Origin of the sequence: Mesonia phycicola (assembly GCF_900141885.1) — a bacterium.
Taxonomy (GTDB): domain Bacteria; phylum Bacteroidota; class Bacteroidia; order Flavobacteriales; family Flavobacteriaceae; genus Mesonia; species Mesonia phycicola.
In genome coordinates, this window is record NZ_FQYY01000011.1 from 15240 (window position 1) to 31760 (window position 16521).

The 16521-nt window shown below is 31.2% G+C and carries 13 protein-coding genes; 7 read left to right on the forward strand and 6 right to left on the reverse strand.

The features are described from left to right. Window positions 1-2 precede the first annotated feature (2 nt). Entirely contained in the window at window positions 3-2135 is a 2133-nt protein-coding gene (locus BUC03_RS14160; RefSeq protein ID WP_084112986.1) for a carboxy terminal-processing peptidase, read from the reverse strand. 226 nt (window positions 2136-2361) lie between these two features. On the opposite strand from BUC03_RS14160, the gene surE reads away from it, so the two are divergent. From surE to BUC03_RS14185, 5 genes are read left to right on the forward strand one after another with little or no spacing between them, the layout of a single operon-like run. Beyond that, window positions 2362-3144: a 5'/3'-nucleotidase SurE gene (gene surE / locus BUC03_RS14165; protein ID WP_073153536.1), complete on the forward strand. Its 783-nt coding sequence runs from the start codon at window positions 2362-2364 to the stop codon at window positions 3142-3144. Continuing rightward, window positions 3137-3418 carry a hypothetical protein gene (locus BUC03_RS14170; RefSeq protein WP_073153539.1) on the forward strand — a complete coding sequence of 94 codons (282 nt, stop codon included), beginning with the start codon at window positions 3137-3139 and terminating at the stop codon, window positions 3416-3418. The genes surE and BUC03_RS14170 overlap by 8 nt, the downstream gene beginning before the upstream one ends. A 1-nt stretch (window position 3419) precedes the next feature. Further along, window positions 3420-4541 carry a lipid-A-disaccharide synthase gene (gene lpxB, locus BUC03_RS14175; protein ID WP_073153542.1) on the forward strand — a complete coding sequence of 374 codons (1122 nt, stop codon included), beginning with the start codon at window positions 3420-3422 and terminating at the stop codon, window positions 4539-4541. Continuing rightward, window positions 4534-5034 (forward strand): C40 family peptidase, encoded by a 501-nt coding sequence (locus tag BUC03_RS14180; protein WP_073153545.1) that lies wholly within the window; start codon window positions 4534-4536, stop codon window positions 5032-5034. The genes lpxB and BUC03_RS14180 overlap by 8 nt, the downstream gene beginning before the upstream one ends. A 32-nt stretch (window positions 5035-5066) precedes the next feature. After that, window positions 5067-7100: a ComEC/Rec2 family competence protein gene (locus BUC03_RS14185; RefSeq protein ID WP_073153548.1), complete on the forward strand. Its 2034-nt coding sequence runs from the start codon at window positions 5067-5069 to the stop codon at window positions 7098-7100. A gap of 40 nt (window positions 7101-7140) precedes the next feature. On the opposite strand, the gene BUC03_RS14190 is transcribed toward BUC03_RS14185, so the two are convergent. The 4 genes from BUC03_RS14190 to BUC03_RS14205 form a co-directional block, all read right to left on the reverse strand. Further along, window positions 7141-7683, reverse strand: a complete 543-nt coding sequence (locus tag BUC03_RS14190; RefSeq protein WP_073153551.1) for a thioredoxin family protein — start codon at window positions 7681-7683, stop codon at window positions 7141-7143. A 67-nt stretch (window positions 7684-7750) separates the two neighbouring features. Beyond that, window positions 7751-9811, reverse strand: coding sequence for a peptide MFS transporter (locus tag BUC03_RS14195; protein ID WP_073153553.1), 2061 nt, complete (start codon window positions 9809-9811; stop codon window positions 7751-7753). A 23-nt stretch (window positions 9812-9834) separates the two neighbouring features. Beyond that, window positions 9835-11385, reverse strand: a complete 1551-nt coding sequence (locus BUC03_RS14200; protein WP_073153556.1) for a peptide MFS transporter — start codon at window positions 11383-11385, stop codon at window positions 9835-9837. An 18-nt stretch (window positions 11386-11403) separates the two neighbouring features. Further along, window positions 11404-13581: a S9 family peptidase gene (locus BUC03_RS14205; protein WP_073153558.1), complete on the reverse strand. Its 2178-nt coding sequence runs from the start codon at window positions 13579-13581 to the stop codon at window positions 11404-11406. 200 nt (window positions 13582-13781) lie between these two features. Here BUC03_RS14205 and BUC03_RS14210 point away from each other — a divergent pair, with 200 nt between their 5' ends. Both BUC03_RS14210 and BUC03_RS14215 read left to right on the forward strand, forming a co-directional pair. Beyond that, window positions 13782-15092: a hydroxymethylglutaryl-CoA reductase, degradative gene (locus tag BUC03_RS14210; protein WP_073153561.1), complete on the forward strand. Its 1311-nt coding sequence runs from the start codon at window positions 13782-13784 to the stop codon at window positions 15090-15092. Continuing rightward, window positions 15085-16014, forward strand: a complete 930-nt coding sequence (locus BUC03_RS14215) for a GYDIA family GHMP kinase (RefSeq protein ID WP_073153564.1) — start codon at window positions 15085-15087, stop codon at window positions 16012-16014. The genes BUC03_RS14210 and BUC03_RS14215 overlap by 8 nt, the downstream gene beginning before the upstream one ends. An 85-nt stretch (window positions 16015-16099) precedes the next feature. Here the strand turns inward: BUC03_RS14215 and BUC03_RS14220 are convergent. Beyond that, window positions 16100-16521: T9SS type A sorting domain-containing protein (locus BUC03_RS14220; protein ID WP_143159208.1), on the reverse strand; the 422-nt coding region annotated here is incomplete at its 5' end.

The window sequence follows — 16521 nt, forward strand, 5'->3', positions numbered from 1 at the left end:
AATTAATTTTTAATATTTGCTAATTTCATTTCTCTTTCTTTACTCTCTTTTAAATCTTTTAACACGTTTACTGCTTCTTCTACATAAACATCTTTGCTTAAACTTTTGTGCCAACGTGTTCTCTTTTCTTGCAAAGTTGTGTCTTGCTCAAACATTTTTTGCTCGTAAGGCAGAGATACAAAAGTTAAATCTGTTTTGTAATTAGTAATAGAATCAAAACGTTTAGCTTTTTCTTCATTCTTCGCTATTTCGGCTGCATAAACTGTATATTTTAATGAGTAAACATCTTCTTCTCTTTGCTCGCTAATCCATTTTGCGCTTTCATCTATTAATTGAAGTTGTTTACTTTCTGCCATACGTTTTTTACTCTTCTCTAAGGTTTTATCAAAATCTGCATAACCGTCCCATTTGGTATAAGTTGCAGGCTCTATTTGATCCCATGGTAATGGGTTTTCCATATCTTTTTCACCTAAATCTATATAGCTATATCTATCTGGAACCACTACATCACTTTTCACTCCTTCTAATTGAGTAGAACCTCCATTAACTCTATAGAATTTTTGAGTAGTCACTTTTAGCGCTCCCATATCTCCCATATCGCTATTTTTCATCCATCTATTTAAATCTATTACGTTTTGCACAGTACCTTTACCATAAGTTTGTTTGCTACCTATAATAATAGCTCTTCCGTAATCTTGCATAGCAGCTGCTAAAATTTCTGAAGCAGAAGCAGATAATTCATTTACAAGAATTACCAACGGGCCATCCCATAAAATATCATCATCTCTATCTTTTAAAACTTCACGTTCACCGTTACCAGACATAACTTGTACTACTGGGCCTTCTTCTATAAATAAACCAGCAATATCTATTACGGTAGATAAAGAACCACCTCCATTATTTCTTAAATCAATTACAAGACCGTCCATATCTTGTTTTTTAAGTTCAATAATTTCTTTTTTAATATCTGACGCCGCTGTTCTATTTTTAGCATCATCCATATCAAAATAAAAACGTGGTAAATTAATTAATCCGTAATTACCGTCTTTATTAACCATGGCACTTTTAGCGTAGGTTTCTTCTATTTCTACTACATCTCTTTCAATAGTGATATCTTCTATAGTACCGTCTACTTTTTTAACGGTTAAAGTTACTTTTGTTCCTTTTGGTCCTTTAATTAAATCTACCGCATCATCTAAAGGCATACCAATAATATTTACTGGTTCTTCTTCATCTTCTTGTTTTACTTTTTGAATTAAATCACCTACTTCAAGTTCTTCATTTCTCCAAGCTGGACCTCCAGAAATAATTTCTACAATTTTAATATTGTCCATTTTTTTCTGAAGTCTTGCCCCTATACCTTCTAAGCTACCAGACATTTGAATATCAAATTGTTCTTTATCTCTTGGTGCAAAGTAAAACGTGTGCGGATCAAACTCTTCTACAATAGAATTTATGTAAATAGTAAACCAATCTTTACGCTCAAAATCATCATTAAGATCATAAAATTCATCTAAAGAACTTTCTACAGCTTCTCTTGCTTCTTTTTCTAGCTCTGCATCAGATTTTGGCTGGTAATTTTCATCATCTTCTGCCTTAGCTTTTTCTTCTTCTTTTAAATCGTAATAATTACCTAATACAGAAAATTTTAACTGTTTTCTCCATCTATCTTTTAACTCAGACTTAGAAGCTGCATAATCTAAGTTATCAAAATCCATATCAATTTCTTCATCTTCTTCAAAGCTGAAAGGTTTAGAAAGTATTTCTGGATAATAAGCTTTTGTTTCTTCTAAACGCTGTTGGATTTTAGCATACGTAAGATTAAAAAAATCTATTTTATGAGCATTTATTTGGTCGTCAATTTTGTCTTCATAATTTTCAAAAACATCAATATCGTCTTGTAAGAAATATCTTTTTCTAGGGTCTAATCTATTTAAATAATCTTTATATACTTCTTCAGAAAAATTATCATTAATGTCTTTAGGATCGTAATGACCTTTACTTAATACAAATGAAATTAATTCTATTAAAACTTCATCTTTATCTGAGTTTTCATCAAACTCTTTTGTTGTAAAACTACAAGAGGCTACTGCCAGTAACAGTCCCAACAAGAAAACTTTATAATTCCTTTTCATAAATCTATTTAAGTTCATTAGCAATTTCATCTATTACAGCCTAAAAAACTGTGCCATTTATAATAAATTCTTGATAATATTTTTTTTAGGCAGTGAAAAGTTAAAAATAATATTTTTTTTAATTCTAACCTCATAAAAGAATGATAATACTCTAGAGGGATTATCTTCTAAGATTAGCAAGGTTACTTAAGAATTGTTTATTTTAGCAAAGAAAACTTAATAGTTAATGAGTACAGAAAGACCTTTAATTTTAGTTACTAATGATGATGGGATTACTGCCCCAGGTATTAGACATTTAATTAAAATCATGAAGCAAATTGGAGATGTTATTGTAGTTGCTCCAGATAGTCCACAAAGTGGAATGGGACACGCAATTACTTTAAACGATAATTTATATTGTGATCCGCTTCAACTTAAAGAAGAAGAAAACCACCAAGAATATAGTTGTTCTGGTACTCCTGCAGATTGTGTGAAAATTGCAAAACAAGAAATTTTGCACCGCAAACCTGATCTTTGTGTAAGTGGAATTAACCACGGCTCTAATTCTTCTATAAACGTGATTTATTCTGGTACTATGAGTGCTGCGGTAGAGGCAGGTACAGAAGGGATACCTGCTATTGGTTTTTCTTTATTAGATTATTCTTTATCTGCAAATTTTGAACCAACTACAAAATTTATTAAATCTATCACCAATAATGTGCTAGAAAACGGATTGCCTGAAGGGGTGGTTTTAAATGTAAATTTCCCTAAACTGGAAGAAAAAGAGATTAAAGGAATAAAAGTTTGTAGACAAGCTAAAGCGCATTGGGTAGAGAAATTTGACAAACGCACCAATCCGCAAGGGAGAGATTATTATTGGTTAACTGGTGAGTTTATTAATGAAGATAAAGGGGAAGATACAGATGAGTGGGCTTTAAAAAACGGTTATGTTTCTTTAGTGCCAGTTCAATTTGATTTAACTGCACACCATACTTTAAAAGAACTTAATAACTGGAATTTAAATGATTAAAAAAGAAGTATTTTTAGGTTTACTTATTGGTTTAATTGCTAATCTAGCAGGGATATATCTTTACATTGCTCTATTGTCTCCCGATGGATTAGAAGAAACTATTTTAAAAGCAAGGCAAGAAGGTTTTTTAGGAAGCATTATTGCACTAGGAGCAATTTTAAATTTTCTTCCGTTTTTTGTTTTTTTAAAAAAGAATCAGCCTTATCGCTCTAGAGGTGTGTTAATAGCTACCCTTATTGCAGCCATTACTATTGCATTTTTAAAACTATATTAAGATGAAGTATTACCTAATTGCTGGGGAAGCCTCTGGAGATCTACATGCTTCTAATTTAATGAAAGCTTTAAAAAAAGAAGATGCGCAAGCAGAGTTTAGATTTTGGGGCGGAGATTTAATGCAAGAAGTAGGCGGAGAGCTAGTAAAACATTATCGTGATTTAGCCTTTATGGGCTTTGTAGAGGTACTCTTTAACTTAAAAACTATTCTTAAAAATATTAAACTTTGTAAAAAAGATATTGAAGCTTACCAACCAGATGTATTAATATTTGTAGACTACCCTGGTTTTAATTTTAGAATTGCAGAGTGGGCCAAACAAAAAGGATATACTACACATTACTACATTTCGCCACAAATTTGGGCTTGGAAAGAAAACCGCATTAAAGCCATAAAAAGAGATATAGACGAAATGTTTGTTATTTTACCTTTTGAAAAAGAGTTTTATGAGAAAAAACACAACTTCCCTGTAAATTTTGTTGGTCATCCATTATTAGATGCTATTCATGATAGAGACGAAATTTCTTTTGAAGACTTTACTAAAAAATACCAACTTTCTAACAAGCCAATTATAGCTCTATTGCCAGGTAGTAGAAAACAAGAAATCTCTAAAATGCTAAGTACTATGTTAGCAATTACTAAAGATTTTAGTGAGTATCAATTTGTAATTGCTGGAGCTCCAAGTCAAGATACAAGTTTTTATGAGCCTTTTTTAAAGAAAAGCAATGTGTTTTTAATTATGAACAAAACCTACGATCTTTTAAGCGTATCTACAGCGGCTCTTGTTACTTCTGGAACTGCTACCTTAGAAACTGCTTTATTTAATGTGCCAGAAGTAGTTTGCTATAAAGGAAGTAAAATTTCTTATGAGATTGCAAAACGAGTTATCAAATTAGATTACATCTCTTTGGTAAACTTAATTATGGACAAAGAAGTGGTAAAAGAGCTTATTCAAGATGAATTTAATACAAGCAATGTAAAGGCTGAATTAAGAAAAATACTTGACCCTAGCCATCGTGAACAATTATTTAAAAATTATAGAGTTTTAAAAGACAAACTAGGTGGTGTTGGTGCTAGTGAACATACTGCCAAAATGATCTATAAAAAATTACAACCTAATGAATAAAGTTATCGTCTTTGCCTTTTTAGCTCTTTCTTTAATTTCTTGCGGAAGTAAAAAAAGTGCCTCTTCTACTTCATCTGTAAAAAATAGTAGCTCTTACAAAAGTGCTGCTCCTAAAATTTCTAGAATTATTGATTATGCTTTAGATTTTCAAGGTACCAAGTACAAGTATGGAGGTACTACAAGAAAAGGAATGGATTGTAGCGGATTGATATACACTGCTTTTTTAAGTGAAAATGTGGCTTTACCAAGAGTATCTAGAGATATGGCTAGACAAGGTGTTATGCTTAGAGCTAATCAAATTAATGTTGGTGATTTATTATTTTTTCAAACCAATAAAAATAGAGATGTAATTAACCACGTAGGTTTAGTGGTAGAAATTGGACCTAGCCAAATAAGTTTTATTCATTCTACCACATCTAGAGGCGTTATTGTCTCTAAACTTAGTGAGCGTTATTGGAACGATGCTTTTATTATGGCAAAAAGAATTTTATAATATAATTACCTGATTTTTACTAACTTTAAGAGATGAAGTTAGTAAACAACTCTGTTTTATTTATTACAGTTATTTTTATTATTGGTATTATTATAGGGCACCAAATCTTAATTGCGCTTACTACCAGTATAATTATCTGTGGGTTTGTTTTATTTCTTTTTATTCTTCTATTCTTTTGGAAAAGAAAGCAACTTTTTGGCAGTTTTAGTTTCACTATTATTACGGTTTGCACCTTTTTATGTGTTGGTGTTACTTGTGTACAACTTCAATATCCAGAAAACCAACACTCTCATTATTTAAATTCTTTTCAAGAAAATACAGAGTTTACCCTAAATGGAATTATCTCTTCCACATTAAAACAAAATACTTACTACCATAATTACATTTTTGAAGTTCAATCTCTCAACAAACAACCTACCACAGGGAAGTTATTACTTTCAATAAAAATTGACAGTATTTCTAACCATTTAAAAACTGGTAGTCAAATTATATTTAAGTCTAAATTAAAAGATGTATATAAAACTTTAAATCCGCATCAGTTTAACTATAGTGAATACCTTCAAACTAAACAAATTTATAAGCAAGCTACCATTAATAATAATGAATTTGTAGAAATAAACACCCGTATTTTCAGCTTTAAAACTCTTGCAGAACAATACAGAAATAAGATTAAAAATGGTTTAATTAATCAAGGTCTTTCTAAAAATCAATTAGCGTTTACCAACGCTCTACTTTTAGGAGAGCGCAAAGACTTAGACAAAGAAATTTATAATGATTTTGCGTCTGCTGGTGTGGTACACATTTTAGCAATTTCTGGTTTACATATTGGGATTATTTCTGGGTTATTGTTACTTCTTTTTAAACCCTTGCAAAAAATAAAATACGGAAAGTATTTAGAATGGATTATTATTTCTGTTTTGTTATGGGCTTATGCTTTTTTAATTGGCAATACCCCTTCTGTGCTTAGGGCTGTAACTATGTTTACTTGCGTTAATTTTGGTTTTATTTTAAATAGAAAAGGAACCACTATACGTATGTTATGTCTTTCTATTTTTATTTTACTTGTTGCAAACCCATATGCTTTATTAGATGTTGGTTTTCAAATGAGTTACCTAGCGGTACTATCTATTATTAGTTTTATGCCCATTGTAAATAATAAAATTAATCACTTACCAAAAATTACCCGAAAAGTAATACAGATTATGTCGGTTAGCGTATTTGCTCAATTAGGTGTACTGCCAATTAGTTTGTACTATTTTCATCAATTTCCCACATTATTTCTATTAGCTAATCTAATTATTTTGCCCGGTTTAGGAATTATTTTAGGTTATGGTTTGCTAATTATTGTTCTATCTCTAATCAACATAAAACTAAATTTTCTAGTCTATAGCTACGGAAAAATTATAGATGCATTGTTATATATAATTCACCAAATAGCTATGCGAGATAGCTTTGTAATTAAACAAATTTTCTTTAACAAAGAGTTACTGTTTAGCAGTTACATCATAGTTTTATTACTCTATTTTTTTATTAAGAAAAGAAGTATTGCTAGATTAGGCTACCTACTAATTTCTATTATTATTTTTCAATGTACATACATTTATTATTCAAAAAGAAGTTTAGAAAAAAATAGTTTTTACATATTTCATCAAAATAGAAATACCATTTTAGCAGAAAAGCAGGGTTTTGCGTTAACCGTTTACAACAACAACCTAACAAACCAAGATAAATTTTTAAATGACCTAGAAACCAAAATTGGAATTAATGATACACAGACAGATTCTCTAAAAGATATTTATCTGCTTAAAAACGAAAAAGTTCTTCTAGTTGTTGATAGTTTAGGAGTGTATAATATACCTGAGCAAAAAAAGATTGACTATTTACTCTTGAGAAATTCCCCTAAAATAAATCTAGAGAGAGTTCTCAAAAATTTTAATGTAGAAATGATTATTGCAGATGGAAGCAATTACAAAACCTATGTAAAAAGATGGAAGAACACTTGTAAAAATAAGAAAGCTCCTTTTCACTACACCAGTGAACAAGGAGCTTTCGTCATTGATTATTGAACATCTTAGCACATTGTCAATATCAACATTTAAAAATTACTTATTGAAATGAACCCACAAAATTAGCTTCATATTCTTTCCACGCATCTGCTGTGGTTAACTCTTTATAATCGTTGTTGGCAATCATTTTTAAATAAATTTCTAAATCTTTTGGGGTATGATAACCAGTAATTGGTGCAATTACATCTGATTTTTCATCAAAGAAAACCATACTTGGGTAACCAGAAACTTTTAATGCATGCGCAAACAAATGTTGTGCATTTCTACCTTTTCTATCAGGGTCGTGATTTGGATTTGTATAGACAAAATCTTGGTAATCTACTTCCTCTGTACCTTCTGCATCAAATTTAACCGCATAAAAATTTTCATTCACAAAATTCACAACATCTTCATTTTGAAAAGTATTTTTATCTAATAATTTACAAGGACCACACCAAGTTGTATAGACATCCATAAAAATTTTCTTAGGCTCTTTTTTTTGAGCTTCTAATGCCTCATTCATAGACATCCACTCTATCTCTTGTGCACTAACCGTACCTATAGATACTGCTAGAAAAACTATTGTAATAAAAAATTTCTTCATAATTAAAAATATTCAAAAACCATTCCAACACGTTATTTAATAAACAACGTTTTAAAATTCAACATTATTATCTTACTCCGTGCATTAACTTTTTTAGTACTGGATTTAGTAAAAACACTAAAACTCCAGCTACAGCTGGCACTATAGTAAAAATCAAAAAGAAAGTAGATAAATTATATTCTTTAGTTATATTTTCTATTTGCCCTCCAAAGACAGCGGCCAGTTTATTACCAATTGCAATAGCTAAATACCACATACCAAACATAAGGGCAATCATTCTTGCAGGAACCAGTTTACTAACATAAGAAAGCCCCACTGGAGATAAGCATAACTCTCCCAAGGTATGAAATAGATAGGCTAAAATAAGCCATATCATACTCACTTTCATAGTTCCCTCTACTCCATTTGCTCCCCAAGCTAACAAACCAAACCCTATGGCCATAATAATCAAACCAAGAGCATATTTAGTAGCTGCAGAAGGATTATACTTACTTTCCCACCATTTAGAAAATAAGGATGCAAATACAATGATAAAGAACGAATTAAGTATACTAAACCAAGACACTGTTATTTCTACTTGATTGTCTTTAACCTCAGTAACTTTTGCTTTAATAATACGATGATCTTTCTTTTCTAATTGTTCAGAATTAGCAATTGCTAATTGCATTCTGCTTTCATCTAAATAACCAAAAGCCGACTCTTCATTATCTTTTGTAATAATGTTGACAGTTTCACCAATTTGGAAGGTTAATGGTTCTGCAATAGACACTTTTCTATCTACTACATTTGCACCATCTTGAATGATTGTTTGTTCTGAAATTGCTTGATAAGTCACAGTTTCTTTACCTTCTTCATCTACATTTTTTGTTTCAATAGCTTGATAGGTAACATCATATGCTACAGTGTTGAAATCTCGCTGAATCATCCAACCTACTAATACCCACATAAACAAGAAACATATTACCAAAACAATATTAGAACCTGGTATTTTCTTAAATGTTTTTTTCCAAAGAAGAAATAAAACATAAGAAATAATTATAAGCGGAATTACTGTTAAAAGGGTGTTTACAATATTATAAATAATTGCAGAATTTCCTGTTAAAGCTCTATCTACATTATCTCTAGCAAATAACACTAATGAAGATGCTCCTTGCTCAAACGACAACCAGAAAAATACAGTAAAAAAGGCAAAAATAATGAATGCAAACATTCTGTCTCTTACCACAGGTGTATATCGTAAAATTCTACCTATAACTAATATTAAAAATAAGAATAGTCCAAATAAAACCACCACATATTGACCAGCTAAGCTTCCTATTTGAAATGCTGAAAAAATATCTATTTCAACAATTTTAGACATAGGGTCGTTAATTGCATAACCTAACCCAATAATAGAACAAATAACAATTAAAACTTTATCTAATAGGGTAAATGGATTTTGCTTTTCTACATCTTTATCTATCTCTACAACTTCTACTTTAGAACTTTCTGGCTTAGCTCCGATTTTACCAAAAAGATTACCTGAAAACCAAAATTGTAGTGTTCCCAAAAGCATAAAAACTCCTGCCAAACCAAACCCGTAAGACCATCCTATTTTTTCTGCTAAATAACCACAAAGCATCATTCCGAAGAAAGCTCCTGCATTTACACCCATATAAAATATAGTATAAGCGCCATCTTTCTTTTCTTCGTTACCTTTATACATTTCAGAAATTATAGAGGTAATATTAGGTTTAAAAAAACCTGTTCCTACCACTAATAAAGCTAAACCTACATAAAGAGAGAGTTCAGTTTCTAAAGCCATTGCAGCGTGACCCAGCGTCATAACAATTGCACCAATTATTACAGCCCATCGATAGCCTGTAAGTTTATCTGCGATAATACCTCCCAAAATTGGTGTGATATATAATAACATTGCATAAGTACCAAAGAGTGCTCCTGCATTTTCTGCAGACCACTCCCAACCAGGGTTATACCCCACAGCGGCCATCGTTAAAAAATTAACTAATAATACGCGCATTCCGTAAAATGAAAAACGCTCCCACATTTCAGTAAAAAATAGTACAAATAATCCTCCTGGATGACCTAAAACTTTATCTTTAAAAAGATTTTCTATATCTGTGTTCATCTATATTATTATAAAATCAATAATTAAATATTCTCTTCTAGTTCAAAAGGTTCATTATCTTCTACTTCATCTAGCTTACGCTCTTTATCTTCTGCTCCGTGTGTTAAGCGTTTTAAAGGTTTTAAAATAGCTATTACCAATAAACCGAAGATTACTGTAAAAATGGTTATTCCTAAGAAAATAGTTTTCTCTCCTAATTCTTCTGATCCTTCTCCTAACAAACCTGCCACTTTATTCCCTAATCCTGTAGCTGCAAAGTAAACTCCCATCATTAAAGAAGCGTATCTTAACGGTGCTAATTTGGTAATAAAAGACAATGCTACTGGTGATGCACAAAGCTCTCCAATGGTATGAAATAAATATGCTAATACTAACCAGTACATAGCAGAGCTACCTTCAGCCTCAAACTCCATAGATGCAAATACCATGAATACAAAACCAAGTCCCATTATAATTACTCCTACTGCCATTTTAAATAAAGAAGAAGCTTCGTTTCCTTTTAGTTTTCTTTTTGCCCAAAAGCCTGCAATAGCTGTTGCAAATAAGATAATAAATGCGGCATTTAACCCTTGAAACATTGCTGCAGGAATTTCATAACCTAGCAATACACGATTTGTTTTCTCTTGGGTATAAATATTCATTAAACCTCCAGCTTGCTCAAAGGCTCCCCAAAAAACTATTACTATTAAAAATGAAAGTAATAAAACTAGGTATCTATCTTTATTCACCTTCAACTCTAGATCTTTGTAAATCATCATCATTAATGCTGTGATTGCAGAAAGAAATATAAATAATAAACCATAAGCCCAGCCTAACGCATACCAACCATAAAGAGAAGCTGCTAATAAAATTCCGGTTACAGCTAATTGCATTGGAGAATTAAAAATGTCTTTATAAAGTTGAGGAATAGATACTTCATTTCCATTTTCTTCTTTTACGTGATTACCAACGTGGGTTAAAAATTTTTGCCCCCAAATGTAAACTATCAAACCTATTAGCATAGCAATACCTGCTAAACCAAAACCGTAATGCCAACCATATTCTTTAGCAACAATAGCTACAGAAGTAGTTGCTAACAATGAACCTAAATTTATTCCTATATAGAAAATACTAAACCCTTTATCTCTTCTTATATCTCCTTCTTTATACAAACCACCAACTAATGTAGATACGTTTGGTTTTAAAAGACCTACTCCTAAAATAATAAGACCTAAACCTGTATAAAATGCCCAATCATGTTCTATTGCTAATACACCGTGACCAAAACAAAGAATAATTGCTCCGTATAAAACAGATTTTTTTTGACCTATTAATTTATCTGCAATCATCCCTCCCGGAATTGACATTACATAAACCAACATAGTGTACCAACCGTAAAGCGCTAATGCTTCCCCGTTACTCCAACCTAAACCTGGATTTGCTTCTGTAGTTCTTGCTACCATGTAAAGAGTTAAAATAGCTCTCATACCATAATAACTAAAACGCTCCCACATTTCTGTAAGAAATAAAATATAAAGACCTACTGGATGACCAAATAGCTCTTTTTTATGCGCTGGAATAACTTGTGAATTCATATAATTTGAATAATTACTTTATAAATTTTCTTTAATAAAATTAGTCATCTTCGTGTATAAATGAAGTCTTGTATTACCTCCATATATACCGTGATTTTTATCTGGGTAAATTGCCCAATCAAACTGCTTGTTGGCTTGAATTAATGCCTCTACCATCTGCATGGTATTTTGTACATGCACATTATCATCTCCTCCTCCGTGAACTAGTAAAAAATCTCCTTTTAATCCTTGTACGTGATTAATTGGGGAGTTATCATCATAACCAGAAGCATTTTCTTGTGGAGTTGTCATATATCTTTCTGTATAGATACTATCATAAAATCTCCAGCTGGTTACTGGTGCTACTGCTATTGCCATACTAAAAGTATCGTTCCCTTGAAAAATACAGTTAGAAGCCATAAAACCACCAAAACTCCATCCCCAAATTCCTATTCTATCTGCATCAATATAATCTCTTGCTCCTAAGATTTTAGCAGCTTCAATTTGATCTTCTACTTCGTATTTTCCCAATTCATTTTGGGTTACTTTTTTAAATTTTGCTCCTTTATAGCCTGTACCTCTACCATCTACACAAGCAACAATATAACCTTGTTGTGCTAAAAGTTGATACCAATAATCGTTAGAGCCATTAAACGTATTAGATACTGATTGAGAGCCCGGACCAGAGTATTGGTACATTAAAAGCGGGTATTTTTTTGTAGAATCAAAATCTTTTGGTTTAATAATCCACATATTTAGATCGTTACCATTAACGCTAAGTGTAGAAAATTCTTTTTTAGAAAAGTTATAAGGCTTCAGCTTATTTAATAATGCTTTATTGTCTTTTATTTCTCTTACATTTTTTCCGTTTTTAGCCAAACGTAACGTATACTCATTAGGCGTAGTTGCACTAGAGTATGTATTTATAAAATAAGTGAAGTCTGCACTAAAATCTGCAGAGTTTGTTCCTCTTTTTTGAGTTAACTGTGCTTTATTTTTACCATTTGCTCTAATAGAAAAGACATCTCTATTAATGCTTCCGTTTTCTGTACTTTGGTAATAAATTCTTCCTGTATTAGGATCAAACCCATAGTAATGGGTAACATCCCAATCTCCTTTAGTTACTTGGTCTAGTAATTTTCCTTTTTTGTTGTAGTGATAAATATGATTCCATCCGTCTTTTTCACTAGTCCAAATAAAACTGTTATCATTTAAAAAAGTAAGATCATTAGTAATATCTATATAGGCCTCGTCTGTTTCATTTAAAACCACCATTTGGTTGTTTTTTTCTACATCTACAAAAATTAAGTCTAAATTATTTTGGTGCCTATTCATTGCTTGAACGCTTAGCACATTTTCATCATTAGTCCATTCTATCCTTGGTATATACTCATAAGCTTTCTCTAGATTAATTTTAGAGGTATTTCCACTTTGTAAATCATATAAGTGTAGAGATACTTTTGAGTTTTTTTCTCCTGCTTTTGGATATTTAAACACAGATTGTGTTGGGTAAAGTTGCTTCCCGTAAGTACCATACATATCCATAGAGAATTCTGGCACCTCTGTTTCATCAAACCTTAAAAAAGCAATTTTATTTCCTGTTTTATTCCAATCAAAAGCTCTTACAAATGCAAATTCTTCTTCGTAAACCCAATCTGTAACACCATTAATGATAAAATTTTCTTTTCCGTCTGTAGTAATTTGATTGGTTTCTCCTGAAGTTAAATCTTTTACATAAATATTATTTTTATATACGTAAGCAACTTTGCTTGCATCTGGAGAAAAAGTAGGCTCTTGTATTTGTTGTTCTGCAATTTTTTGTATTTTTTTTGTTTCAAAACTATAAGCATAATAATCACCAACAGAAGATCTTCTATAAATAGATTTTAAATTGTTAGATAGCAACACCTTGCTTTCATCTTCACTTAAAGTATAATCTTGAAAAAAATCTAAATTAGAAATATTGGCAGAACTAATTAAGGTTCTTGTTTTTTCTCCCGTTTCATAACTATAAACATCTACATTCATAGCACCGGTAGCCCTGTCGTAATTTCTAACAGCGTACTCTTTACCATTATTTAACGAACGTAAGGATTGTAGGTATTCTTGCCTAAACTCACCACCCCATATTTCTTCTAAAGTAACTTGTTTATTTTGAGCGTTTAAAATTGATACTGCAGTAAGAAAAGCAGCGATAAAAATTTTGTTGAATTTCATAAATATTGAAAAATCGAATTTTGAAGGTCAAGTTTACTAAAAATTCATCAAAAAGTAATCAATATACGTGTTAAATACTAAGGTTATGTTAAGGTATTTTCAATTTATTGTAAGCCGTAAACATTTTCAACCATCAACTATAAACTTAAATAAGATTGTGAGTTGTATCTTTGCGAATTCAATTTGAATTTTATTTTCTTATGATGCAGATTAGCGGATTTTCAAAATTTACTAAAGAAGAAAAGATAGATTGGTTAGCCAATAACTATTTCAGCAATCCTCAACAAACAAAAGAATTACTTCAATTATACTGGAACGAAGATATGAAGCTACAAAAACTTCATGATGAGTTTACAGAAAATACCGTTTCTAATTATTATTTACCATTTGGTATTGCACCCAATTTTGTAATTAATAATAAAATTTACACCATACCCATGGCTATAGAAGAAAGCTCTGTAGTAGCTGCAGCTAGTAATGCTGCTAAATTTTGGGGTAATAAAGGTGGTTTTAAAGCAGAAGTTATTTCTACAGAAAAAGTTGGGCAAGTTCATTTTACTTCTGTTGCAAATGCAGAGAAACTAGTACGTTTTTTTAATGAAGTAAAACCAAAACTTACAGAAGAAACCAAAGCTATTACCAAAAACATGGAAAAACGTGGCGGTGGTATATCTGCCATTGAGCTGCGTAACAAAACCAATGAGTTAGAAAATTACTATCAGCTACATTGTACTTTTGAAACGCTTGATGCTATGGGCGCTAATTTTATTAATTCTTGCTTAGAGCAAATTGCAGAAACATTTACAAGAGAGGCTGAAAATTATATTCATTTTTCTACAGAAGAGCAACCAGAAGTTATAATGAGTATTCTTTCTAATTATGTGCCTAATTGCTTGGTAAGAGCAGAAGTAAGTTGCCCTATAGAAGAGTTGTTACCTAATAAAGAAGATGCTAAAAAATTTGCCTATAAATTTGTAGAAGCTGTTAAAATAGCAAAAATAGAACCTTACCGTGCTGTTACCCACAATAAAGGGATTATGAACGGTATTGATGCTGTTGTATTAGCTACTGGTAACGATTTTAGAGCTGTTGAAGCAGGAATACACGCCTACGCTGCAAAAGACGGAAAGTACAGTAGTTTAACTAATGCTACTACTGAAAACGGAATTTTTAAATTTTGGTTAGAAATACCTTTAGCTTTAGGTACTGTTGGCGGATTAACAAGTTTACACCCTTTAGTAAAGCTAGCCTTAGAAATGCTACAAAAACCAAATGCAAAAGAGTTAATGAAAGTTGTTGCGGTGGCTGGATTGGCCCAAAATTTTGCTGCTATTAAAAGTTTGGTTACTACTGGTATTCAACAAGGACATATGAAAATGCATTTGATGAATATTTTAAATCAATTTGAAGCTAATAAGGAAGAAAGAAACACTATTATAAATCATTTTAAAACCAATGTAGTTACTCATAGTGCTGTGGTAGAAAAACTTGAAGAGTTGAGAAATGAGTAAAAATTATTACAGCCACGGAAAATTGTTATTAACTGCAGAGTATCTTGTTTTAGACGGTGCAAATGCGCTTGCAGTTCCTACAAAAAAAGGACAAAATTTAAGTGTTTCTCCTGCAGAAAAAGGATATCTTACTTGGAAAAGTTTTGACTGTAATGATAAACTTTGGTTTGAGCAGATTTATAAAATTGAAAAGTTTCATTTTAACCCAACTATAAAACAAACCTCTGCTACCAACGAGATAACTTGTAAAGCATTACAAAATATACTTTTTCAGCTTAAACAACTTCAACCAGGTTTATTTTATAATAATGGGTTTGAAATAACTACCGAACTAGAATTTGCGAGAGATTGGGGCTTAGGCTCTTCTTCTACTTTAATTAATAGTTTAGCACAATGGGCTAATGTAAATGCCTATACTTTATTACAAAATACGTTTAAAGGAAGTGGTTACGACATTGCTTGCGCTAGACACTCTAAACCTATATTATTTCAGTTACAAAAAAACGAAAATCCACTTGTGGAAGAAGTAAATTTTTCACCTGACTTCCAAGAAGAATTATTTTTTGTACATCTTAATCAAAAGCAAAATAGTAGAGAAGCCATTCAACATTATCGAGAACAAAATACATCTCAAAAACTCAACTGGATTAAAGAGGTAAATTTTATCACCCAACAAATTTTAGAAGCTCGCACTATTGAAGATTTCAAATTATTAATTAATAAACACGAAATACTACTTTCTGAAATACTAAATCTTTCTACTGTTAAAGAAAGATTATTTAGTGATTATAACGGAAGTATTAAAAGCCTTGGTGGTTGGGGTGGAGATTTTATATTAGCTACAGGAAATAGTGAAGATCAAAATTATTTTAAAGATAGAGGCTTTACTACTATTTTAAAATATCAAGACATGGTATTATAGTTGTTTGAGTATTATCTCTAAAAAAAGAGAGCTTGCAAATGCAAGCTCTCTTTTTATATCAACTTATTTCTGTATTGTGAAAATGTTAGTTTTTCACTATCTTTTTTACATAAGATTGTCCGTTCTCAGTGCTCAATTTTAGTAAATACACTCCACTATTTAAGTTTAAATTCTCTAGTGTTATCGTGCTGGTATTAGCATCTTGAGTTGCTGTAAAGACATTTTTACCTAAAATATCAAATAACTGTATACTTACTTCTCCTGTAATTGCTGAAGATAATTGTATACTTAGCTCATTTCCGGTTAGCGGATTAGGGTATACGGCAATATTTGTTGCATCTATGCTACCAGAAGAAAGTGTTTCTTCTTCAAACATAATCTCAAATCGGTTACTAGCTATACTCTCTGCTATAGCATCATCTACTTGAAATGATACAGAACTTGCTTGATTAGTGATTTCTACAGAAGTGTTTAAATAATTATCTTTTAAATAAACTCTAACTCCTT